At 70.4% G+C, this 23,170-nt stretch carries 20 protein-coding genes and 1 pseudogene; 14 read left to right on the top strand and 7 right to left on the bottom strand.

The window, feature by feature from the left end; genetic code table 11:
- The first annotated feature begins 25 nt into the window (after nucleotides 1-25).
- From LNW73_RS24175 to LNW73_RS24145, 7 genes are all read left to right on the top strand, one after another.
- Nucleotides 26-877 (top strand): helix-turn-helix domain-containing protein, encoded by an 852-nt coding sequence (locus LNW73_RS24175; protein WP_250991366.1) that lies wholly within the window; start codon nucleotides 26-28, stop codon nucleotides 875-877.
- A 12-nt stretch (nucleotides 878-889) separates the two neighbouring features.
- Nucleotides 890-1,087: a DUF397 domain-containing protein gene (locus LNW73_RS24170; RefSeq protein WP_250991365.1), complete on the top strand. Its 198-nt coding sequence runs from the start codon at nucleotides 890-892 to the stop codon at nucleotides 1,085-1,087.
- 128 nt (nucleotides 1,088-1,215) lie between these two features.
- Nucleotides 1,216-2,727, top strand: a complete 1,512-nt coding sequence (locus LNW73_RS24165; protein WP_250991364.1) for a leucyl aminopeptidase — start codon at nucleotides 1,216-1,218, stop codon at nucleotides 2,725-2,727.
- 392 nt (nucleotides 2,728-3,119) lie between these two features.
- Nucleotides 3,120-4,508, top strand: a complete 1,389-nt coding sequence (lpdA, locus tag LNW73_RS24160; protein ID WP_250975505.1) for a dihydrolipoyl dehydrogenase — start codon at nucleotides 3,120-3,122, stop codon at nucleotides 4,506-4,508.
- Nucleotides 4,509-4,559: 51 nt separating this feature from the next.
- Nucleotides 4,560-6,374 (top strand): 2-oxoglutarate dehydrogenase, E2 component, dihydrolipoamide succinyltransferase, encoded by a 1,815-nt coding sequence (gene sucB / locus LNW73_RS24155; protein ID WP_250991363.1) that lies wholly within the window; start codon nucleotides 4,560-4,562, stop codon nucleotides 6,372-6,374.
- 279 nt (nucleotides 6,375-6,653) lie between these two features.
- The gene (locus LNW73_RS24150) at nucleotides 6,654-7,649 is read left to right on the top strand and encodes a GNAT family N-acetyltransferase (RefSeq protein ID WP_250991362.1); all 996 of its coding nucleotides are present in this window, start codon (nucleotides 6,654-6,656) and stop codon (nucleotides 7,647-7,649) included.
- Nucleotides 7,650-7,791: 142 nt separating this feature from the next.
- On the top strand, nucleotides 7,792-8,304 hold the full coding sequence (locus LNW73_RS24145; RefSeq protein WP_250980132.1) for a DUF4240 domain-containing protein: 513 nt from the start codon (nucleotides 7,792-7,794) through the stop codon (nucleotides 8,302-8,304).
- Between the two features lie 48 nt (nucleotides 8,305-8,352).
- Here the strand turns inward: LNW73_RS24145 and LNW73_RS24140 are convergent, their stop codons facing one another.
- Complete coding sequence (locus LNW73_RS24140) at nucleotides 8,353-8,853, bottom strand: GNAT family N-acetyltransferase (RefSeq protein WP_250991361.1); 501 nt, start codon at nucleotides 8,851-8,853, stop codon at nucleotides 8,353-8,355.
- A gap of 76 nt (nucleotides 8,854-8,929) precedes the next feature.
- Between LNW73_RS24140 and LNW73_RS24135 the strand changes: the two genes are divergently transcribed.
- Together LNW73_RS24135 and LNW73_RS24130 are read left to right on the top strand one after the other, a co-directional pair.
- Nucleotides 8,930-9,823, top strand: a complete 894-nt coding sequence (locus tag LNW73_RS24135) for a TIGR01777 family oxidoreductase (protein ID WP_374118176.1) — start codon at nucleotides 8,930-8,932, stop codon at nucleotides 9,821-9,823.
- 109 nt (nucleotides 9,824-9,932) lie between these two features.
- Nucleotides 9,933-11,252: pseudogene (locus LNW73_RS24130) on the top strand (NAD(P)/FAD-dependent oxidoreductase); the annotation flags it as partial.
- 33 nt (nucleotides 11,253-11,285) lie between these two features.
- Here LNW73_RS24130 and LNW73_RS24125 read toward each other — a convergent pair.
- Nucleotides 11,286-12,812 (bottom strand): regulator, encoded by a 1,527-nt coding sequence (locus LNW73_RS24125; RefSeq protein ID WP_250991358.1) that lies wholly within the window; start codon nucleotides 12,810-12,812, stop codon nucleotides 11,286-11,288.
- Nucleotides 12,813-13,139: 327 nt separating this feature from the next.
- Here LNW73_RS24125 and lipB point away from each other — a divergent pair, with 327 nt between their 5' ends.
- From lipB to LNW73_RS24105, 4 genes are all read left to right on the top strand, one after another.
- Nucleotides 13,140-13,919 (top strand): lipoyl(octanoyl) transferase LipB, encoded by a 780-nt coding sequence (lipB, locus tag LNW73_RS24120; protein ID WP_250991357.1) that lies wholly within the window; start codon nucleotides 13,140-13,142, stop codon nucleotides 13,917-13,919.
- Between the two features lie 229 nt (nucleotides 13,920-14,148).
- Nucleotides 14,149-15,138, top strand: a complete 990-nt coding sequence (gene lipA / locus LNW73_RS24115; protein WP_250975513.1) for a lipoyl synthase — start codon at nucleotides 14,149-14,151, stop codon at nucleotides 15,136-15,138.
- Between the two features lie 202 nt (nucleotides 15,139-15,340).
- On the top strand, nucleotides 15,341-15,583 hold the full coding sequence (locus LNW73_RS24110) for an SCO2195 family GlnR-regulated protein (RefSeq protein ID WP_250991356.1): 243 nt from the start codon (nucleotides 15,341-15,343) through the stop codon (nucleotides 15,581-15,583).
- Between the two features lie 148 nt (nucleotides 15,584-15,731).
- Nucleotides 15,732-16,412 carry a DUF4191 domain-containing protein gene (locus LNW73_RS24105; protein ID WP_250991355.1) on the top strand — a complete coding sequence of 227 codons (681 nt, stop codon included), beginning with the start codon at nucleotides 15,732-15,734 and terminating at the stop codon, nucleotides 16,410-16,412.
- Nucleotides 16,413-16,632: 220 nt separating this feature from the next.
- Here LNW73_RS24105 and LNW73_RS24100 read toward each other — a convergent pair whose 3' ends face one another.
- On the bottom strand, nucleotides 16,633-17,100 hold the full coding sequence (locus LNW73_RS24100) for an RDD family protein (protein ID WP_250991354.1): 468 nt from the start codon (nucleotides 17,098-17,100) through the stop codon (nucleotides 16,633-16,635).
- Nucleotides 17,101-17,313: 213 nt separating this feature from the next.
- Between LNW73_RS24100 and glnA the strand changes: the two genes are divergently transcribed.
- Complete coding sequence (glnA, locus tag LNW73_RS24095) at nucleotides 17,314-18,723, top strand: type I glutamate--ammonia ligase (RefSeq protein ID WP_250975517.1); 1,410 nt, start codon at nucleotides 17,314-17,316, stop codon at nucleotides 18,721-18,723.
- Nucleotides 18,724-19,081: 358 nt separating this feature from the next.
- On the opposite strand, the gene LNW73_RS24090 is transcribed toward glnA, so the two are convergent.
- From LNW73_RS24090 to LNW73_RS24075, 4 genes are all read right to left on the bottom strand, one after another.
- Nucleotides 19,082-20,551, bottom strand: a complete 1,470-nt coding sequence (locus LNW73_RS24090; protein ID WP_250991353.1) for a glycosyltransferase family 2 protein — start codon at nucleotides 20,549-20,551, stop codon at nucleotides 19,082-19,084.
- Nucleotides 20,548-20,793, bottom strand: a complete 246-nt coding sequence (locus LNW73_RS24085) for a hypothetical protein (protein ID WP_250991352.1) — start codon at nucleotides 20,791-20,793, stop codon at nucleotides 20,548-20,550. The genes LNW73_RS24090 and LNW73_RS24085 overlap by 4 nt, the downstream gene beginning before the upstream one ends.
- 277 nt (nucleotides 20,794-21,070) lie before the next feature.
- A complete protein-coding gene (locus LNW73_RS24080; protein ID WP_250991351.1) occupies nucleotides 21,071-21,421 on the bottom strand; it encodes a polysaccharide biosynthesis protein in 351 nt (116 codons plus the stop codon).
- A 412-nt stretch (nucleotides 21,422-21,833) separates the two neighbouring features.
- Complete coding sequence (locus LNW73_RS24075) at nucleotides 21,834-23,168, bottom strand: UDP-glucose dehydrogenase family protein (protein ID WP_250991350.1); 1,335 nt, start codon at nucleotides 23,166-23,168, stop codon at nucleotides 21,834-21,836.
- Nucleotides 23,169-23,170: the final 2 nt, after the last annotated feature.

Here is a 23,170-nt window from a genome sequence, read left to right as displayed (position 1 = left end):
TGGCCGCGATCGGAAAGAGGGGCCAATGCCGCCGAGGACAACGCCAACAGCACGTCAGCAGCGCCTGGGTGCCGAGATGCGCAAGCTTCGGGAGAAGGCGGGGATGTCCGCTCGCGAGGCCGGAGCGCTGCTGGGCGGGGACCAGGCGCGGATCAGCAACATCGAGACCGGTCGGGTCGGGCTCAGCGCGGACCGGGTCCGCACGCTCGCCTGCAACTACGACTGCTCGGACGACGGGTTGATCGAGGCCCTGACCGGGATGACCGGGGAACGCAGGCGCCAGTGGTGGGAGGAGTACCGGGGCGTTCTGCCGCCCGGCATGCTCGACATCGCCGAACTGGAGCACTACGCGGTCGAATTGCGTACCGCGCAGACCGTGAGCCTGCCCGGCCTGCTGCAGACCGTCGACCACGCGCGGGCCGTCTTCCGCGAGGCGGTGCCCGCTTTGCCGCCGCCGGAGATCGAACACCGGCTCTCCCACCGGATCAAGCGGCAGGCCGTCCTCTACCGGGACGCCCCGCTCCCCTACACCGCGGTCATCCACGAGGCCGCCCTGCGGATGCAGTTCGGCGGCCGGGCGGCCTCCCGCGAGCAGTTGCAGCACATCCTGGACATGAGTGAGCGCGACGGCGTCACCATCACGGCGATCCCCTTCGCCGCGGGTGGCTTCCCGGGCTCCGGTCAGACGATCGCGTACGCGTCCGGCGCCGTCCCGCAACTGGACACCGTCCTGCTCGACCAGTCACACGGCCCGGCGCTCCTGGACGCCGAGGCTCAGCTGGCCAAGTACCGCGACATTCTGGACCGGCTGGACCGGGTGGCTCTCAACCCCGGCGAGTCCCGGGACTTCATCCGTGAGATCGCCCAGAGCCTCTGAAAGGCAGGACCCTTGTCCACGTCGGACTGGCAGAAGTCTTCGCACTGCGCCGAGAGCAGCAACTGCATACAGCTGGCCGTCACCGGCGCCCGCGTATCCATACGCGAAAGCACCGAACCCGGGATGATCGTGACGACCACCCCCGCCCGGCTCAGGGCGTTCCTCGACGCCGTGAAGGCAGGGGCCCTCGACGCGCCCCGCCAGGCGTAGGCTCGACCGCGGCACAGGCGGCGCAGCCCTGGCGTGCCGCCCCGCGGGCGTGGCGGAATACGATGCGAGGGGCGCGGCCGGCCCACCCCTCGGCCGACAACATTCGACGGAACAGGACCACCCTCACCGTGACTGCACTGACACTCAGCACTTCCTCCGGCGCAGCGTTGCGCGCGGATGCCGTCGTCATCGGAGTGACCAAGGGCGCCAAGGGCCCCGAGGTCGCCGCCGGTGCGGAGGCCGTGGACGCGGCGTTCGACGGCAAGCTCGCCGCGACGCTGGAACTCCTCGGCGCCTCGGGCGGCGAGGGCGAGGTGACGAAGCTGCCGGCTCCGTCCGGCGTGAAGTCGGCGGTCGTGCTCGCTGTGGGTCTGGGTGAGACGCCCGCCGACGGTGCCGGCTACGACGCCGAGGCGCTGCGCCGGGCGGCCGGTGCCGCTGCGCGTGCGCTGAGCGGGACGAAGAAGGCGGCGTTCGCGCTGCCGGCGACGGACGCGGCGGGCGTGGAGGCGGTGGCGACGGGCGCACTGCTGGGCGCTTACGCGTACACGGCGTACCGGGTGGACAGCGCCGGCGGCAAGGGTCCGCTGGGCGAGATCGCCCTGGTGGGCGCCAAGCCGCGGGACAAGGCGCACAAGGCCGCGGCCGAGCGGGCGACCGCGGTGGCCGAGGAGGTCAACCGGGCGCGTGACCTGATCAACATGCCGCCGAACGACCTGAACCCGAAGGCGTTCGCGTCCGCGGTCCAGGCGGCGGGCAAGGAGCACGGCCTCAAGGTCGAGGTGCTCGACGAGAAGGCGCTGCTCAAGGGCGGCTTCGGCGGCATCATGGGCGTCGGCCAGGGCTCGGCGACCCCGCCGCGGCTGGTGAAGGTGGCGTACACCCACCCGAAGGCGAAGAAGACCGTCGCGCTGGTCGGCAAGGGCATCACGTACGACTCGGGCGGCATCTCCCTGAAGCCCCCGGGCCACAACGAGACGATGAAGTGCGACATGAGCGGTGCGGCCGCCGTGTTCGCGACCGTCGTGGCCGCGGCCAAGCTGGGCCTGCAGGTCAACGTGACCGGCTGGCTGGCGCTGGCGGAGAACATGCCGGGCGGCAACGCGACGCGCCCCGGTGACGTGCTGAAGATGTACTCGGGCAAGACCGTCGAGGTGCTCAACACCGACGCCGAGGGCCGGCTGGTCCTGGCGGACGCGCTGGCGCGCGCCTCCGAGGAGAACCCGGACGCGATCGTGGACGTGGCGACGCTGACCGGCGCGATGGTGCTGGCGCTCGGTACCCGCACGTTCGCGATCATGTCGAACGACGACGGCTTCCGCACCGTGCTGCACGAGACGGCGACGGAGTCGGGCGAGCAGGCGTGGCCGATGCCGATGCCGCCGGAGCTGCTCAAGGCGATGGACTCCCCGGTCGCGGACATCGCGAACATGGGCGAGCGGGCGGGCGGCGGCCTGGTGGCCGGTCTGTTCCTGCAGGAGTTCGTGGGCGAGGGCATCACCTGGGCGCACCTGGACATCGCGGGCCCGGCGTTCAACGAGGGCGCGCCGTTCGGCTATACCCCCAAGGGCGGCGCCGGCACGGCGGTCCGCACCCTGGTCCGGCTGGTCGAGAAGACCGCTGCGGGCGACGTCCTCTAAGACCTTCGAGGACCTTCGAAGACCTTTGAGCACAACCCCCGAGCGGACGCGCTTCCGGCCCCGCGTTTCAGCCGGAATTCAGTGCTCGTTTGTACGAAGGTACGGCCCCGGGCTAGCACGCCCGGGGCCGTACGCGCGACCGGGCAGGTGTTCGCCCTGAGCGAGATTCCAGCGCCCGGAGTGCCCCTTACGGGCCAGTAGCCTCCCGGGATGAGGCTTAAGTCCGTCTCAGACCCCGGCCCGGTGGCCCGTCCGCCGCGAACAAGTGCGAAGATGTTGGTCGGCACGACAGGGCCCAGTTTTCGAAGTTTTCAGACATAGCGGCCGAATTAACAGCCGCCGCCCGGTCACCACAGACCGGCTCCGGCGTACCCATGCATGGAGGACGTGACGTGGCGAACGACGCCAGCACCGTTTTCGACCTAGTGATCCTCGGCGGCGGCAGTGGCGGTTACGCCGCGGCGCTGCGCGCGGCGCAGCTGGGCCTGGACGTCGCCCTGATCGAGAAGAACAAGCTCGGTGGCACGTGTCTGCACAACGGCTGCATCCCCACAAAGGCTCTGCTGCACGCGGGCGAGATCGCCGACCAGGCTCGTGAGAGCGAGCAGTTCGGTGTCAAGACCACCTTCGATGGCATCGACATGGCGGGTGTCCACAAGTACAAGGACGACGTGATCGCGGGCCTGTACAAGGGTCTGCAGGGGCTGGTCGCCAGCCGCAAGATCACTTACGTCACGGGTGAGGGCCGGGTGTCCTCCCCCACCACCGTCGATGTGAACGGCGAGCGCTACACCGGCCGCCACCTCCTGCTGGCGACCGGCTCCGTGCCGAAGTCGCTGCCGGGTCTGAACATCGACGGCGACCGCATCATCTCCTCGGACCACGCGCTGGTCCTGGACCGCGTCCCGAAGTCCGCGATCGTGCTGGGCGGCGGCGTCATCGGCGTCGAGTTCGCCTCCGCGTGGAAGTCCTTCGGCGCGGACATCACGATCATCGAGGGCCTGCCGCACCTGGCCCCGCTCGAGGACGAGAACAGCTCCAAGATCCTGGAGCGCGCGTTCCGCAAGCGCGGCATCAAGTTCAACCTCGGCACCTTCTTCCAGAAGGCCGAGTACACGGCCGACGGTGTGAAGGTGACCCTCGCCGACGGCAAGGAGTTCGAGGCCGAGCTGCTGCTCGTCGCCGTCGGCCGCGGCCCGGTCTCGCAGGGCCTGGGCTACGAGGAGGCCGGTGTCGCGCTCGACCGCGGCTATGTCCTCGTCGACGAGTACATGCAGACCAACGTGCCGACCATCTCGGCCGTCGGCGACCTCGTCCCGACGCTCCAGCTCGCGCACGTCGGCTTCGCCGAGGGCATCCTGGTAGCCGAGCGGCTGGCCGGTCTGAAGGCCGTGCCGATCGACTACGACGGTGTTCCGCGCGTCACGTACTGCCACCCGGAGGTCGCCTCCGTCGGTATCACCGAGGCGAAGGCCAAGGAGCTGTACGGCGCCGACAAGGTCGTCACCCTGAAGTACAACCTCGCGGGCAACGGCAAGAGCAAGATCCTCAAGACCGCGGGCGAGATCAAGCTCGTCCAGGTCAGGGATGGTGCCGTCGTCGGCGTCCACATGGTCGGTGACCGTATGGGCGAGCAGGTCGGCGAAGCCCAGCTGATCTACAACTGGGAAGCGCTGCCGGCCGAGGTCGCCCAGCTCATCCACGCGCACCCGACCCAGAGCGAGGCGCTCGGCGAGGCCCACCTGGCCCTCGCGGGCAAGCCGCTGCACTCGCACGACTAAGCCCCTCACCACGCACCCCATCCGCACAGATCGTTAGGAGCAACCGCAACCATGGCGGTTTCCGTAACCCTTCCGGCGCTCGGCGAGAGCGTGACCGAGGGCACCGTCACCCGTTGGCTCAAGGCCGAGGGTGAACGCGTCGAGGCAGACGAGCCGCTGCTCGAGGTGTCGACCGACAAGGTCGACACCGAGATCCCGTCGCCCGCCTCCGGCATTCTGGCCTCCATCAAGGTGGCCGAGGACGAGACCGTCGAGGTCGGCGCCGAGCTGGCCATCATCGACGACGGCTCGGGCGCGCCCGCCGCCGCCCCGGCCGCTGCCGAGGCTCCGGCCCCGGCTCCCGTCCAGGCCGAGGCCCCCGCCGCGCCGGCTCCGGCCGCCGAGGCCCCCGCCGCGCCGGCTCCGGCCGCCGAGGCCCCCGCGGCCCCGGCCCCGGCCGCCGCTCCTTCGGGTTCCGCCGAGGGCACCCCGGTCCTGCTGCCCGCACTGGGCGAGTCGGTCACCGAGGGCACCGTCACCCGTTGGCTCAAGTCGGTCGGCGAGACCGTCGAGGCCGACGAGCCGCTGCTCGAGGTCTCCACCGACAAGGTCGACACCGAGATCCCGGCCCCGACCGGTGGTGTCCTCCTGGAGATCCTCATCAACGAGGACGAGACCGCCGAGGTCGGCGCCAAGCTCGCCATCATCGGCGCCGCGGGTTCCGCTCCGGCGGCTGCCCCGGCCGCCGCGGCTCCGGCTCCGGCCGCCGCCCCGGCACCGGCTCCCGCCGCTCCGGCCCCCGCCGCGGCTCCGGCCGCTCCGGCACCGGCCGCCCCGGCCCCGCAGGCCCAGGCACCGGCTCCGGTCGCGCCCGCCGCCCCGGCTCCGGCACCCGCCGCTCCCGCCCAGGCCCCCGCTCCCGCCCAGGCCCCGGCCGCCGCTCCGGCACCGGCCACCTCGGGTGACGACGGCGCCTACGTGACCCCCCTGGTCCGTAAGCTCGCCTCCGAGAACAGCGTGAACCTGTCCTCGGTCAAGGGCACCGGCGTCGGTGGCCGTATCCGCAAGCAGGACGTGCTCGCCGCCGCCGAGGCCGCCAAGGCCGCGGCCACCGCGGCCCCGGCCGCGTCCGCGCCCGCTCCGAAGGCCGCCCTGGTGGCGTCCCCGCTGCGTGGCCAGACGGTCAAGATGACCCGCATGCGCAAGGTCATCGGCGACAACATGATGAAGGCGCTGCACAGCCAGGCGCAGCTCACCAGCGTGGTCGAGGTGGACGTCACCAAGGTCATGCAGATGCGCAACAAGGCCAAGGACGCGTTCGCGCAGCGCGAGGGCGTCAAGCTCTCGCCGATGCCGTTCTTCGTCAAGGCCGCGGCCCAGGCGCTGAAGGCCCACCCGGTCGTCAACGCCCGGATCAACGAGGACGAGGGCACCATCACCTACTTCGACTCCGAGAACATCGGTATCGCGGTGGACTCCGAGAAGGGTCTGATGACTCCGGTCATCAAGGGTGCGGGCGACCTCAACATCGCGGGTATCTCCAAGCGGACCGCGGAGCTGGCCGGCAAGGTCCGGGCGAGCAAGATCAGCCCGGACGAGCTGTCCGGCGCCACCTTCACGATCAGCAACACCGGCTCGCGCGGTGCGCTGTTCGACACGGTGATCGTGCCCCCGAACCAGGCCGCCATCCTGGGCATCGGCGCGACCGTCAAGCGTCCGGTGGTCATCGAGACCACCGAGGGCACCGTCATCGGTGTCCGCGACATGACGTACCTGGCGCTCTCCTACGACCACCGCCTGGTGGACGGTGCCGACGCGGCCCGTTACCTGACGGCCGTCAAGGAGATCCTGGAAGCCGCCGAGTTCGAGACCGAGATCGGTCTCTGAGACTCCTGCCGCGTCCCTGACGCGGCGAGGTGATCGCAGTGCGACGCCCCCGACCCGGTACGCCGGGCCGGGGGCGTCGGCGTTGCGGCGGCCGGGGGCGTCGGCGTTGCGGCGGTGAGGACCGTCCGACAGAGAGGACTGTTCCGGCAGAGCGGACTACCTTGCCCCCGGGCCTGTCATTCGCCTTGTCGGCCACGCCGCACCTCCTGTAGTGGTACGTACTGCATGACCGTCGCAGCCATACCCGGCACTCTGTGCCAGGTTTCCTCCGGAGGCATCTTGCCGCTTCACATAGATCTGCTGACCGAGCCCACCGGCGCGCAGCTCCACGACTGGCACCAGGTGCTCACCGCCGCCCTCGGCCATGACCTGCCCGGTGATCCGGTGCCCTCGTCGGACGATGTGTCGGCCCAGCTCACGACGCCGAGCGCCGACGGCCGCAAGCTGCTGTGGCTGGCGCGGAACACCGCGGGGGCGCCGGTGGGAACCGCCGCGCTGCGGCTGTTCGACGAGCCTGGACGCTCCCACGTCGCCGCGATGGAGCTGTACTCGCATCCCGCCCACCGGCGCCTCGGCGCCGGTTCCCTGCTGCTGGACACCGCCGTGGGCGCGGCCCGCGGCGACGGGCGCCGCAGCCTCGTCACCAGAACCACGGTCGGGACCCCCGGCGACCGGTTCCTGGCCACCCGCGCCTTCACCCCGGCGCTGAAGCTCACCTGGCGGCGGCTGCGGTTCGACAGCATGGACACCGCAGCGATCGGCGCGCTCGCCGGCGAGCAGCACCCGGGCTACCGGCTGGAGACCTGGGAGGGCGTCGCCCCCGACGCCCTGATCGACGGCTTCGCGCTCGCCAAGCGGGCCATGGGCGCCGGGCCGGCCGGCGGGATCCCCCACGGCCATGTGCCGTGGAACGCCGAGCGGGTCCGGTCCGCCTCCGAGCTCTTCGCCAAGCGCGGCGAACAGCTGATCACCGTGACCGCGATCAGTGCCGCGGACGGTTCGGTCGCCGGGTACACCGAGCTGGTCGTACCGGCCGACGGCGCCGGCCGCGCGCTGCAGTACGACACGGCCGTCGTCCCCGGCCACCGCGGACACGGGCTCGGGCGCTGGATGAAGGCGTCGATGATCCAGCGGATCACCGCCGAGCTGCCCGGCGTGACGGAGATCGAGACCGACAACGCCGACGACAACCGGCACATGGTGGCGATCAACGCGGGGCTCGGCTTCGTGCCCGTCCGGCAGACGGTGGAGTACCGGCTGAGCCTGGCGGAATGATTTCCTCCGATCCGTTCCGCGACCGCCGGGGAGCGCGCTGCGACGTCATCCGGCCATTGAGCCCAAACGTGCGTAACGACACGGGCGCATACGGGGCACTCCGCGTGCGTCCGGCCCCGGCAACCGGGAAGCTGGACGCGTGATGGACGAGACGGAGTTCTGGGAGATCATCGACAGTACGCGCACGGCCGCGGACGGTGATCCGGAGGAACAGGCCGATCTGCTGATCGAGCGGCTCGCGCTGCTCGATCCGGACTCGGTCACGGACTTCGCGCGGCACTTCGAGACCCGCTTCGCGCGGGCCTTCCGCTGGGACGTGTGGAACGCCGCGGACATCATGCTGGGCGGCGCCGACGACGAGGCGTTCGACTTCTTCCGCTGCTGGCTGATCGGACAGGGCCGGCATGTCTTCGAGGGCGCCCTGCACAGCCCCGACGACCTGGCCTTCCTCGTCGCGGAGTTCGACCCGGAGGTCGACGGCGACGCCGAGGAGCTGGGGTACGCGGCGGACGAGGCGTACGAGCAGCTGACCGGGGTGCGGCTGCCCGACCTGGAGCTGCCGCCGCCCGGCGACCCGGAGGGCGAGCAGCTGGACATGGACGACACGGACCTCATGGCGGACCGCTTTCCCAAGCTGTGGGCCCGCTTCGGCTGACCGGCCCGACCGAGCAGGCGGGCCGACCGGCCCGGCTACGCGGAAGCGCTACGCCGCGGCGAAGCCCAGCGGCCGGCCCATCAGCACGTCGTCCACGTACGCGCCCTCCAGCAGGAACTCGCCCGGCAGCACGCCCTCGACCGCGAACCCCATCGACTCGTAGAGCCGCCGCGCCGGGGCGTTGTGGCCCAGCACCCGCAGGGTCATCCGGGTCGCGCCCTGCCGGCCCGCCTCGTGCAGCGCCGCGTCCATCAGCCTGCGGGCGATGCCGCGGCCGCGGCACCAGGTGTCCACCGCGAGCCCCTGTATCTGGCGGACGTGCGCGTTGCACGGCAGCGGGGTGGGCGGCACGATCCGCACATAACCGGCCACCCGCCCGTCGACCTGCGCGATGAGGATCTCCTCCGGCGTATGGCGCTCGTCGTAGAACGGCTTGCCGGGGTCGGGCGGCGGCTGCACCGCGTGCAGCGAGGACCAGGTGCGGACGTCGATCCCGACGAGGTCGGCCTCGTCGGCGTAGCTCGCCGAACGGACCATCACATCTGCCATGCCGGCAACTCTGCCACGTGCGGCGCCGCGCCCCCAGAGTGCCCCGCCGGGTCCCGGCGGCGGCAGAATGGGCCCCATGCGTATCGCAGTCACCGGCGCGTCAGGCCTGATCGGCTCCGCCCTCGTCCACTCCCTCCGCACCGACGGGCACGAGGTGGTCCGCCTGGTCCGGCGGGAACCCGCCGGCCCCGAGGAGGTCCGCTGGGACCCCGCTCGGCAGTCCGTGGACACCGACGGGCTGACGGGCTGCGACGCGGTCGTCCACCTCGCCGGCGCGGGCGTCGGCGACCACCGCTGGACCGCCGCGTACAAGAAGGAGATCCACGACAGCCGGGTCCTCGGCACCACGGCGATCGCCCGGGCCGTCGCGTCCCTCGACACCCCGCCCAAGGTCCTCGTCTGCGGCACCGCGCTCGGCTACTACGGCGACACCGGCGACCGCCGCACCGACGAGGACGGCCCGGCCGGCGAGGGCTTCCTCGCCGGTGTCGTCCAGGACTGGGAGGCCGCCGCGGAACCCGCGGCCGCGGCCGGCATCAGGACCGTCTTCGCCCGCACCGGGCTCGTCGTGTCCGACCGGGGCGGCGCCTGGGGACGGCTGTTCCCGCTCTTCAACGCCGGTCTGGGCGGCCGGCTCGGCGACGGGCGGCAGTACTGGAGCTTCATCTCCCTGCACGACGAGATCGCCGCGTTCCGCCACATCATCGACACCGCGAGCCTCTCGGGACCGGTGAACCTGACGGCACCGGAACCCCTCACCAACCGCGAGGTGACCGCCGCGATGGGCCGCGTCATGCACCGGCCCACCCTCGCCACCGTCCCCGCGTTCGCCCTGCGCATCGCGCTCGGCGAGTTCTCCCAGGACGTCCTGATGAGCCAGCGCGTGGTGCCGCGGCGGCTGCTCGACTCGGGCTTCTCCTTCGCGTTCCCGGGCATCGAGGACAGCATCCGGGCCGCGCGCGGGCACTGAGTGCCGAAAGGCTGAATCGCACCGTGCACCCGGTGCATCAGCCACGTGTGATGAGGGCATGACCCCTACCAGCGCCAGCTGACGCGAGCGGGGAACGAAGCCAACCTCCGGGAGGGGCATCGTGCTCTCAACAGCACGGCAAGCGGACGTCGTCGTGATCGGGGCCGGGCTCGCGGGCCTCGCCGCGGCGCACCATCTGATCAGTGCGGGGCTGACCGTCACCGTGCTGGAAGCGGGATCCCGGGTCGGCGGCCGGATGGCCACCGACACCGTGGACGGCTTCCGGCTCGACCACGGTCCACAGCTGCTCAACATGTCGTACCCCGAACTCCGGCGCACCCCGGGGCTCCAGGGGCTGCGGCTGCGCCCGTTCGCCCCGGGCGCCCTGGTGCGGGCCGGTGGCCGCGGCTACCGCGTCGGCGACACCCGCGGCACCCGGGCCCGGGCCGTGCTCTCCGCCGCCAGGACCCCGCTCGGCGACACCCTCGACCGGGCGGGGCTCGGCACCGCGCTCAACCGGCTGGCCGCCACCTCCACCGCCCGGCTCCTCGCCCGGCCCGAGACCACCACGGCCGCCGCACTGGCCGCCCGCGGCTTCGCCCCCCGCCTCCTCGACGGCTTCGTCCGGCCGCTGCTCAACGCCCTGCTCTGCGACCCGGAACTCACCACCTCCAGCCGGTGCGCCGACCTGGTGCTGCGCGGCTTCGCCCGTGGCGGAACGTGCCTGCCCGCCTCCGGCGCGGCCACCGTCCCGCAACGCCTCGCCGCCGCCCTGCCGCCGGGCACCGTCCGGCTCGGCGTCCGGGCCACCGCCGTCTCCGTCAACACCGTCGCCACCGACGGCCGCGGCACCGGCGAACTGCCCTGCCGCGCCGTGGTGGTGGCCACCGGCGCCCGCGCCGCCGGCGAACTCCTCCCCGGGCTGCGGGTACCCGGCTTCCACGCCGTGACCGTCGTGCACCACGCCGCACCGCGGTCCCCGCTGCGCGAGCCCCTCCTGGTCCTCGACGCCGACCGGCACGGTCCCGTCTCGCACACCCTCCCGGCCAGCGAACTCGACCCCTCCCGCGCCCCGTCCGGACGCGCCCTCGTCACGTCCGTCCTCCTCGGCCCCCAGGAGGACGGCGGCACCGACGACATCGCGGTCCGCAAACACCTGGCCGAGCTGTACGAGACCTCGACGGACGACTGGGAACCCCTCGCCACCCACCACGACCCCGAGGCCGTCCCCGTGATGACCGCCCCCCACGACCTCCGACGCCCCGTCCGCCTCCTGTGCGGCCTCTACGTCTGCGGCGACCACCGCGACACCAGCACCGTCCAGGGCGCCCTGCTCTCCGGCCGCCGTGCCGCCACCCACCTCCTGGCGGACTTCGACCTCCACCCGGCAGTGGTGACATCTCCGCAGCCGACGGAGGAGGCGGCATAGACGGCGACAGGCCTCCGGGAGCAGGAGAGAACCTCAGCCCACGGCCAACCCCAGCGCCGCCGCGCGCTCGTAGAACCCCCGCGCCGCCACCGTCTCCCGGAACGGCTCCAACCGCCGCCCGAAGTCCCGGACGTACTCCACCGCCCGGGTCGACCGCATCTCGGTCGCCTGCTGCATCGCCTCTCCCCCCAGCGCGCACGCCAGATCCACTTCCCCCAACCCCAGCCGCGCAGAAGCCAGCACCGTCCGGCAGAACACCCGGCTCCGCGCGTACGCCGGCCCGCGCAGCTGCAGCGACCGTTCCGCGTACTGGGCCGCCGCCCGGTACTGCTGCAGATCCCGGTGGCAGTGGCCGAACTCGTCCGCGAGCTGCGCCTCGTCGAAGAACCGCGCCCAGTACGGGACTTCGTCCCCCGCCCGCGCCGCCTCCAGCGAGCGCTCCGCGCGCGCCAGCGCGGCCGAGCAGGCCCGCATCTCACCGAGCAGCCCGTGTCCGCGCGCCTCCGCCGCGTGCAGAAGGGCCTGGACGACGGCGGGCGCGCTCGTGCCGACCCCCTGCTGCGCCACCCGCGCCAGCTGGACCGCCTCGCGCCCGTGCCCGAGGTAGACCGCCTGACGGCTCATCGTGACGAGGACGTAGCCGCCGTAGACGCGGTCGCCGGACGCCTGGGCGAGGCGTAGCGCCTGGACGAAGTAGCGCTGGGCGAGGCCGTGGGCGCCGATGTCGTAGGAGGTCCAGCCGGCCAGCCGGGTCAGGTCGGCGACCGCGCCGAACAGCCGCCGTCCGAGGGCCTCGCCGTACGTGCCGCGGAGCATCGGCTCGGCCTCGTGCTCGAGGTACCGGACGAGCGCCTGGCGGGCGTGGCCGCCGCCGTAGGTGTTGTCGAGGGACCGGAAGAGGTCGCCGACGGAGCGCAGCGCGGCGATGTCGCCCATGGTGACGCGCTGGCGGGGGACGGCGGCGCGGGCCGGCCCGTGGCCGCCGCGCGTCTGGGCGGGAATCCGGGCCCGGCCGGCGCGCTCCGCCTCCGACCCCCCGGAACCGCCACCGGCCCAAGCCCCGGCTCCGGCTCCGGCTCCGGTGGCACCGTCCCCTGCCTTGACCCCGTGCGCCACGTGCTCGTCGGCCCGCCCGATGAGCCAGTCGCGGCTCGGCACCACCAGTCCGGCCGGTGTGAAGGCGATCTTGCGCAGCTCGGCCTGGCTACCGGTGTCCTTCCGCCACAGTCCACTGATGATGTCGATCGCCTCTTCCGGTCCCGCGGCGAACTCCAGGCCCGCGTAGACCGGCGCGCACGCGTCGAGCCCGAGGTCCTGCGCGGACAGCCGCCGCCCCAGCCGTCGCGTGAAGACCTCGGCGATGAGCGCGGGAGTGGTACCGCGCGGCTGCTGGCCGCGCAGCCAGCGCGTCACGGAGGTCTTGTCGTAGCGCAGGTCCAGGCCGTGCTCGATCCCGAGCTGGTCGACCCGGCGGGCGAGCCCCGCGTTGGAGAAGCCGGCCTCGGTGATCAGGGTGGCGAGCTGGCGGTTGGGCGAACGCTGCGGGGATCGGTCCGTCATCGGCTGTGCGGTCCACTTCCTTCGAAGGACTCCGGAACGGCGTGAATGTAACGGCCTGTAGTACCGCGCTCACCACCAGAGCCTCAGATTCCCCCGAATGGGTGACAGCCCACCCCATTGACTTGCAAAGCCCTATCTTCCGGTCACCGACCGTGGTACCGACGCCCATTCCGAACGGCCCCGCGCCCGCTCCCAGCCCACTCCTGGCTCACTTCCGCCCGCTCCTGGCCCGCACCCGCCCCAGCCCTCCCCCGGCCCCATGCAGGCAGCTTCCGGCCCGGTCGTACAGTTGCAGGGGCGCCAACGAGGCGACTACGAGGAGCTGACGTGACTGACCTGCACTTCGTCCACCTGGGCTTCGGGGCGGACGCCGTCGAATACCAGGAGGCATGGCAGGAGCAGCGCAGGGTGCACGCCGCGCGCTTCGAGGACGAGATCCCCGACACCTGCCTCCTGCTCGAGCACCCGCCGGTCTACACCGCGGGCCGCCGGACCGCCGACAACGAGCGCCCGCTGGACGGCACCCCGGTCGTCGACGTGGACCGCGGCGGCAAGATCACCTGGCACGGCCCCGGTCAGCTCGTCGGCTACCCGATCCTCAAGCTGCCGCGTCCGGTCGACGTCGTCGCGCACGTCCGGCGGCTCGAGGACGCGCTGATCATGACCTGCGCCGAGTTCGGTCTGGAGACCACCCGCATCGAGGGCCGCAGCGGCGTCTGGGTGCTGGGCGACCCCGTCGAGCAGCGTCCGACGGGCGGCCTGACGCTGGACTTCGACCCCCGTCTGGCTGACGACGAATTCGACCCGCGGCTGAACGGCCCGGAGTACGCGCCGTCCAACGCCGGCCAGCGCCGCGAGGACCGCAAGCTCGCGGCCATCGGCATCCGGGTCGCCAAGGGCGTGACGATGCACGGCTTCGCGATCAACTGCGACCCGGACAACACCTGGTTCGACCGGATCGTGCCGTGCGGCATCCGCGACGCCGGGGTCACCTCGCTCTCCAACGAGCTGGGCCGCGACATCTCCGTCACCGACGTCGTTCCGGTGATCGAGAAGCACCTGCGGGCGGTGCTGGAGACCGCGGAGCCGCTCCCGCGCGCCGTGTAGGGGCGGGGGCAGGGCGGAGGTAGGCGGGCGCAGGCCTGGGGCAGGGCACGACGGGCCTTTCGTGGGCCGTGCGGGACCACGCCTGGCCTTCACCCTGGCCCTCACCCCCTTGGGGGAATGCCCCCATGAGCCTGTTGGTTGGCTCTGTTCGTATAGGTACAAACAACGGGCGTACCCTGGGGTTCGCCGAAGATTCGAAGACACGCTGGTGGAAGGGGAGTACCGGACGATGTCCGCTGTCGCACCCGACGGACGCAAGATGCTGCGCCTGGAAGTCCGGAACGCTCAGACCCCCATCGAGCGCAAACCCGAGTGGATCAAGACCCGGGCGAAGATGGGCCCCGAGTACACGAAGATGCAGGCGCTCGTGAAGAGCGAAGGCCTGCACACCGTGTGCCAGGAGGCCGGCTGCCCCAACATCTACGAATGCTGGGAGGACCGCGAGGCCACCTTCCTCATCGGCGGCGACCAGTGCACCCGGCGCTGTGACTTCTGCCAGATCGACACCGGCAAGCCGGCCGCGCTGGACCTCGACGAGCCGCGCCGTGTCGGCGAGTCCGTCGTGACCATGAACCTGAACTACGCCACGATCACCGGCGTCGCCCGCGACGACCTGGAGGACGGCGGCGCCTGGCTCTACGCGGAGACCGTCCGCCAGATCCACGCGCAGACCGCCGAGCGGGCCGAGGGCTTCACCAAGGTCGAGCTGCTGATCCCGGACTTCAACGCGGTCCCCGAGCAGCTCGCCGAGGTCTTCTCGTCCCGGCCCGAGGTGCTCGCGCACAACGTCGAGACCGTGCCGCGCATCTTCAAGCGGATCCGCCCCGGCTTCCGTTACGAGCGCTCCCTCGAAGTGATCACCAAGGCCCGCGAGGCCGGGCTGGTCACCAAGTCCAACCTGATCCTGGGCATGGGCGAGGAGCGCGAAGAGGTCAGCCAGGCGCTGCGGGACCTGCACAACGCCGGCTGCGAGCTGATCACCATCACGCAGTACCTGCGGCCCTCGCCGCGGCACCACCCCGTCGAGCGCTGGGTGAAGCCGCACGAGTTCGTTGAGCTCAAGGACGAGGCCGACCAGATCGGCTACGCCGGCGTCATGTCCGGGCCGCTGGTCCGTTCGTCGTATCGTGCCGGCCGGCTCTTCCAGCAGGCGATGGACCGCCGCCGGGAGACGGGCGAGCAGTCGGGCGAGCAGCCGGTGGCGGCACAGTCCGTGTGAGACCCCTCACGGTGACGCGGTGCGGCCACGCACCGCGTCACCACCTCCCGCCAGGCATGCGGCGCGGCGAAGCGGAATCAGGGTCGCGGCAAGGTTTCATGCGAGATTGACCGTGCGGTCACGGGCTGGTAACACAATGTGGCGAGCCTGGTTCACGCACACCCATGCGATTGCGATTCCGAGGCGTCCTGAGGGGACCCCCATGCAGGTCGAGTCCGCACAACTCCGCCAGAGCACCCTCCACCCCACAGTCACCGTCACCGGAGCCCTGCGCGCCATGGAGGCACTGCTGCTGGGCGGGGGCCAGCAGACCGCCCGTCGCAACGCCTGGTCGGCCGTGGTCGAGGACCGCCGCCGGGCCAAGGACCGGCGTGAGGTGCAGCACGTGATCGAGGCGCTGAACGCGCCCGCCGCCGGCCGTAACACGGGGCCGGATTCCTTCTGAGCACTGGTCCCGATTCCTTCCGGGCACAGGCTGAGCGCTGGGCTCCGCTCCTTCCGAGCACAGCACCGGCTTCCCCCTGACGGGGGTACCGGCGCCTTGGGGGCCACCGATGCGCCCACCGGCGCGCGGGCCACGTATCCTGTGCCGCATGGCGAGGAAGGAAACATCCGAGAACCCTGGGCGGCTTCAGCAGATCGCTCAGACCTACAAGATGACCAGGCGGGCCGACTCCAAGATCGGGCTCGTCGTTGCGGCTGTGGGAATCGTCACCTTCGGTGTCGTCCTCGCCCTCGGCTTCTTGATCGACCACCCCATCTACGCGGGCATCCTGGGCTTGCTGTTCGCGTTCCTCGCGATGGCGATCGTCTTCGGCCGCCGGGCCGAGAAGGCCGCCTTCGGGCAGCTCGAAGGCCAGCCGGGTGCCGCCGCGGCGGTGCTGGACAACGTGGGCCGCGGCTGGACCGTGACCCCGGCGGTCGCGATGAACAAGAGCCAGGACGTGGTGCACCGTGCGGTCGGCAAGGCCGGCGTGGTGCTGGTCGGCGAGGGCAACCCGAACCGGGTGAAGGCCCTGCTGGCCGCCGAGAAGAAGAAGGTGGCGCGCGTCGTGTTCGACGTGCCGATCACCGACCTCATCGTCGGCAACGAAGAGGGCCAGATCCCGCTCAAGAAGGTCCGTACGACGCTGCTCAAGCTGCCGCGCGTGCTGGCGGGCCCGAAGGTCACCGAGGTCAACGACCGTCTGCGGTCGCTCGGCACCCTCATGAGCAACATGCCGATCCCGAAGGGTCCGATGCCGAAGGGCATGCGGATGCCGAAGGGCCGCTGAACCCCGAACACCGACCACAACGCCCTCGTGGGCCGGGCGAGCCGAATGCGGCTCGGCCAGGCCCACGAGGGCGTTCACGTTGTCGGGGGGGTCGTCGCCGACGGTTGTGGGGCCCGGCCTTCGGCCTTCCGTCGACCAGGGCCTTCCGTCGGGCAGGGCCTTCCGTCGGGCAGGGCCTTCTGTCAGCCCGGGCCTTCTGTCGGCCAGGGCCTTCTACCGGCTAGATCCGGACCTGAACGGCCTGCGCCGCCTTGTCGTGCAGCCCGCGGCCGTCGCGGTCCCACACCAGCGCCGGGATCACCAGCAGCAGCAGGACCGTACGGAGCACCACCGGGCCGAGGCGGAGCCGCCCGCCGTCGACCCGGACCACCCGCAGGCCGAGCAGTCGCTTACCGGGCGTGCTTCCGACGCTGCCGAGGGTCACGACGCTCAGGGCTCCGAAGAGGGCCAGCGTCCAGGGATTGGACCCCTGGACGTCACGATGCGCGATCAAGCCGTATGCGATCACCAGACACAGCATCCAGTCGATGAACACCGCCGCGAACCGCCGGCCGACGGTGGCCAGCGAACCCGGCCCGTCCTTCGGCAGCCCCAGCCGTTCACCCCGGTAGCCGAAATCCGTGCCCATCTGCTCGGCGGCCGCGCGCGGTCCCGAGAGCCACGACCCGAGTGCATCCCTGTTGTCCACCCGTCCACCGTACTGTGCCGCCCCGGGTCACCCGTACGGTGCCTTCGCCGCCCGCGCGCGCCGCCTACGACCTAGCGGTTAACCTCGTCGAAACAAATGGGTCATGCTTGGGAAATCCCCGATCCCTATGGTCGGGGCCAGCGTGCGCCATCGCACTGGCCGCGCCTCGTGTTGCCATCCCGGACTCTTCGAGCCGGGTCTAGGAGGAGTTGGATGTTCCAGAACGCCGACGACGTCAAGAAGTTCATCGCGGACGAGGACGTCAAGTTCGTAGACGTCCGCTTCTGTGACCTGCCCGGAGTCATGCAGCACTTCACGGTTCCGGTCAGTACCTTCGACCCGACCGAGACGCTGATGTTCGACGGGTCGTCGATCCGCGGCTTCCAGGCCATCCACGAGTCCGACATGGCGCTCGTCCCCGACCTCACCACGTCGCGCCTGGACGCGTTCCGCAAGGACAAGACGCTCAACATCAACTTCTTCATCCACGACCCGATCACCGGCGAGCAGTACAGCCGTGACCCGCGGAACGTGGCGAAGAAGGCCGAGGCCTACCTCGCGTCGTCCGGCATCGCCGACACCGCGTACTTCGGCCCCGAGGCCGAGTTCTACGTGTTCGACAGCGTGCGCTTCGCGACCAACGCCAACGAGTCGTACTACCACATCGACTCCGAGGCCGGCGCGTGGAACACGGGCTCCGAGGACAACAACCGCGGCTACAAGGTCCGCTACAAGGGCGGGTACTTCCCGATCCCGCCGGTGGACCACTTCGCCGACCTCCGTGCCGAGATCTCCCTGGAGCTGGAAGCGTCCGGCCTGCAGGTCGAGCGCCAGCACCACGAGGTGGGCACGGCCGGCCAGGCCGAGATCAACTACAAGTTCAACACGCTGCTCGCAGCGGCCGACGACCTCATGCTCTTCAAGTACATCGTGAAGAACGTCGCCTGGCGCAACAACAAGACCGCGACCTTCATGCCGAAGCCGATCTTCGGCGACAACGGCTCGGGCATGCACGTGCACCAGTCGCTGTGGACGGACGGCGTGCCGCTGTTCTACGACGAGCAGGGCTACGCGGGCCTCTCGGACACCGCCCGCTACTACATCGGCGGCATCCTCAAGCACGCCCCCTCGCTGCTCGCCTTCACCAACCCGACGGTGAACTCGTACCACCGTCTGGTGCCCGGCTTCGAGGCCCCGGTCAACCTGGTCTACTCCCAGCGCAACCGGTCCGCCGCGATCCGCATCCCGATCACGGGCGCCAACCCGAAGGCCAAGCGCATCGAGTTCCGCGCGCCGGACCCGTCGTCCAACCCGTACCTGGCCTTCTCGGCGCTCCTGATGGCCGGCCTCGACGGCATCAAGAACAAGATCGAGCCGGCCGAGCCGGTCGACAAGGACCTCTACGAGCTCGCCCCCGAAGAGCACGCGAGCGTCCCCCAGGTCCCGACCTCGCTCCCGGCCGTCCTCGAAGCCCTCGAGAACGACCACGAGTACCTGATGGCCGGCGGTGTCTTCACCAACGACCTGATCGAGACCTGGATCGACTACAAGCGCACCCAGGAAATCGCCCCCATCGCCCTCCGCCCGCACCCGCACGAGTTCGAGATGTACTTCGACCTCTAAACGGTCCGGTCCGCCCACCTGGCGCGATCACCCCAGAGGCCTACTGACCTGCGGAAACAGTCCCCATCAGTTTCCACTGATCACGACCTCTTTCCACCCCCAGGTGCACCAGCAGTGCACCGAAGGGCGGAACGCCTGACGAAGAGTCAGAAGCATTGACTGAGCCCTGGCGCTCTCCTCACGGAGAGCACCAGGGCTCAGTGCTGTCCCCAGGCTGGTGAGTATCGGTTGGACGAGTCCGGCGAGCGCCGCCTGATTAGCCCGGCAGTTGCCGTAATCCCCGGCGGTATCGGACCTGGGCCTCGCACCACGACGCAGAATTGTCCCCGGTCAGTGACCGGGGACAATTCTGCGCGGGTCAGCGGGCCGGGTAGGCCGTCTCCACGTTGGTGTCCATGAGCGGGTCGAGGAGTTTGACGAGAGTGACCGTCGGCTCCTCGATCTGAGAGGCCGAGATCCTAGTCGGTTCGACGGACAGGGATACCTCGGCCCCGTTCTGGCGGGTGCCCCAGCCGGTCTTGGCGCAGGTGACCATGCCGTACCAGCGGACCGGCCGCAGCACCAGCCACGACCAGATCACCGCGAGCGGCATGAGCGCCCACGTGTACAGGCGGGACGCGAACGACTCGTCGGAACGGGCGATCGCCAGGTAGCGCAGGCCCTGCGCCCAGCCGATGAGGAACGGAACGACCGCGAACGACGACGGCGGAACATGCCCGTAGAAGAACGGTTCCACGATCAGAAGCCATCCGACGACGCTGGTCCCGAGAGCGAGCTGGAACCAGCGCAGCAGATGCGCCCAGTACGCCCACCTGGTCACCGGCAGGTAGCGAACTCGCCAGATCGAGCGGATCGTCGACCCGCGCATCCATCGCAGATACATGCGCAGGAGATGCCCGGCTTTCTCCGGTATCGCCGTGAACACCACCGCCGTCGACTGCTGCACCGTGCGCCCGCGGAGCAGCGCGTACAGGGTCAGCATCGAGTCGTCGGAGAACATGACCCGCCGGCCGAGGAACATTTCGTTGAGGTAGCTGGTCAGGTTGTCGCGGATGACCGCGGCCCGGTAGGCAGCCAGAGCACCGGAGTTGACGAGGACGGATCCCATCGCAGACAGGGCGGAGCGGTCGACGAGCTGCCCCGTCACGAACCACAGGTCGGTGATGCGGCCCAGGAGCGACGCCCGGTGGTTCGTGGCGAGGACCATTCCTGCGACGGACTGCACGCTGGGGCGGGCGAAGGGAATGAGGACTTCGTCGATGGCGTTGGGTGCCAGGCAGCTGTCGCTGTCGACGGTGATGTAGATGTCCGCCTGGGGGCTCTGCCGTACCCCATGAGCCTGAGCGTGGCGCTTCCCACCGTTGGGGACTCGCAGCCATGTTGCGGTGATCCCCGCGCCGCGGGCAGCATCCATCCACCAGGTGCGGACGGTGTCGTATTCGGTGCTGGTGGATCCGTCGTCGACGACGTGCACGGAGTCTGGCAGGCGGGTCTGGCGCAGAAGCGACTCCAAGCCGAGCCGCAGGTACCCCTCATCCTCGTTGAACGTCGGCATGAGGACGGCGACATGGAGGGCGTCGAGCTGACGTTTGATGCGAGGGGTGAGGCGGCGGGGCCGCTCACAGTGGTACATGACGGTCTGGGTGAGGAGCAGCAGGAACGTGACGACCCAGACGGCGGCGAGGCGGCCCCCGTTCTTGTCCCCGTATGCGGCGGCGTGGATGGCGTGTTGCACGGACCAGGCGGCGGCGAGCATGAGGGTGATGGCTCCGGCGAGCATGAGGCCGGAGCGGGTGGGATGTGCGGCGAGCACACCCGGATCGGTCACAGATCACCTACTGTGCGTCCGCGGCGGAATCCGAAGCGGATACCGAGCGCACCGATGGCGACGAGCGCTATAGCGGCGGCGAGAAGCCACCAACCGGTGATGACGGTGGTGCCGACGACGATGACGCCGGCCGCGGTTCCGGTCTTGGCGAGCTGCGCGTGATCCGACATGAAGTCCCCCAGGTTGTTGATTGCTGAACTGATTCGACAGGCGTGGCCGTGGTTTGGTTGTGCTTGTTGCATATCCGGGACATTCGGGTGAGAGTGCGGCATATTTCGCACGCCCCCCATTTCCGCTGGTGTACGCGGGGGGAGTGAGGGCTGGGCGACCGCGCGCGCCGCGATCTGGAGCGGCTCTCGCAGCGGCCTCGCCCACAGCCCGCACCCTGTCGGTCACGTCTCAGGCGGGCCGCCGGCTCCTTGCCAGGCGAGAGTCTCGGCGAAGGAGCCACAGCCGGCGAAAACGTTCCCGAAATGAACAGACGCTGCCTTGTGCTGCTGCTCGAATCCTGCATGGGGATCACTCCGCCAGGCGCTTCGTCAACCCAGCCCCGAGGTCGGATTTGCCTGCCCTATCGGTGAAGATATTGACGAGGCGCTTGACGCCGCGCGCCACGCAGGCGGCGGCGACATTGTGCGCCCCAACCACATTGGCCTGTACGGCGACCAGTGGCTTCCCGTCCTCCACGATCAGATTTGGCGCAGTGCCGTAGGTCGCCTCGGAGCCGCTGCGAAGGGCATCGGCTCCGGAGATCTTGCCCAGGGCTGTTCGGGAACATTGGCCTGGTTCCGTCCTGTAGGTGTCGATCTGACGATCGGCGCTGCAGGGGTCGGTACCGCTACCCTTGCTGGTTCGGAGGCAGTCAGTCATCAAGGAATTGCCTACGAAGTCACGCTGGGTTTCCCCCCACCGCTACTGTGTCGTAGTCGCCGCATTTGTCGGATGGGCCGGATGGACCCTTTTTGGTACCGAATGGCCGTGCGATCGATGTGCAAGAGATTTGAATTCTGCGAGCAGGTACTCCCCGGCGTCCATAGCCCCCGGCCAGTTGGCAGCGCCAATGGGGTCGACCCATCGGGTTCTTCTTTCACCGGTCGGGCGGTGGTACACCCGGCGCGTTCCCACGCTTCAGCGCGAGCGTTGGGGCCTTATGGAGCACCGGGGCATGACCTGACCTCAGACAGCCTGCGTGACGTTGGGCGATGGGGGAATGTCGAGCTGGTGCTGTGCCGGAGGGCAAGGAGCTGCTCGACCCCGCGCGGATCCGTCGACGAGGTCCGCACTATGAGCGCGGGGAATTAGGTCGACCCAGGGCGCGGTAGGTCCAGCCGGCGTTGCGCCAGCGGGTGGGGTCGAGGGTGCCGCGGCCGTCGATGATCTTTGGCTGGGTGACGCGGGTGGCGAGGGGCTTGGGGTCGATCTGGCTGTACTGGGCCCACTCGGTCAGGTGCAGCAGGAGGTCGGTGCCTTCGGCGGCGGTGATCGGGTCGTCGATGAAGTCGAGTTCGGGGAAGGTCTTGCGGGCGGTGTCGAGTGCCTTGGGGTCGGAGACGGTGACCTCGGCGCCGTGCTGGTGGAGTTGCTGGGCCACGTGCAGGGCCGGGGAGTCGCGGATGTCGTCGGTGTCGGGCTTGAAGGCGGCGCCCCAGATGGTGATGCGCTTGCCGGTGAGGGTGCCGTCGCACTGTTCTCGGGCGAGGTCGATCATGCGTTCGCGGCGGCGGTTGTTGATCGCGTCGACTTCGCGCAGGAAGGCGAGGGCTTGGTGGGCGCCGAGTTCGTTGGCCCGTGCCATGAAGCCGCGGATGTCCTTGGGCAGGCAGCCGCCGCCGAAGCCGAGGCCGGGGCGCAGGCCGCGGCGGCCGATGCGGGTGTCGTGGCCGAGGGCCTCGGCCAGCTCCATCACGTCGGCGCCGGTGGCTTCGCAGACTTCGGCCATGGCGTTGATGAAGGAGATCTTGGTTGCCAGGAAGGCGTTCGCTGCGGACTTCACGAGCTCGGCGGTGGCCAGGTCGGTGACGATGGTGGGTGTCCCGGCGTCGATGATTTTGCTGTAGCACTGGCGGAGCAGGGTCTCGGCCCGGGTGTGCTGGCCGGCGAAGCCCATGACGATGCGGTCGGGGCGCAGGGTGTCTTCGATGGCGAAGGATTCGCGGAGGAACTCGGGGTTCCAAGCGACCTCGATGTGGTCCGCTGCCGGGGAGAACTCGCGCAGGATGTCGACGATGCGCGGGACGGTCCCGACCGGAACGGTGGACTTGCCGACGATGACGGCGGGACCGTGCAATCGGGGTGCGAGCTGGCGGACGGCGGTGAAGACCTGGCCGAGGTCGTAGGCGTTGCCGGTCTTGGACTGTGGGGTGCCGACCCCGATGAAGTGCAGGTCTGCGTGGGCGGCGGCTTCCGCGTAGGAGGCGGTGAAGCGCAGGCGGCCCGAGGCGGTGTGTTCGGCCAGAAGGTCGTCGAGGTCACGTTCGTAGAAGGGGGCTTTGCCTGCGTTGAGGTCGGCGACCTTGGCCATGTCGCAGTCCATGCCGAGTACGTCGTGACCGAGTTCGGCCATGGATGCGGCGTGGGTGGCGCCGAGGTAGCCGCAGCCGATGACGGTGAGCTTCATGA

The organism is Streptomyces sp. RKAG337 (assembly GCF_023701715.1).
GTDB lineage: Bacteria > Actinomycetota > Actinomycetes > Streptomycetales > Streptomycetaceae > Actinacidiphila.
This window is presented reverse-complemented; position numbering and strand designations above follow the sequence as displayed.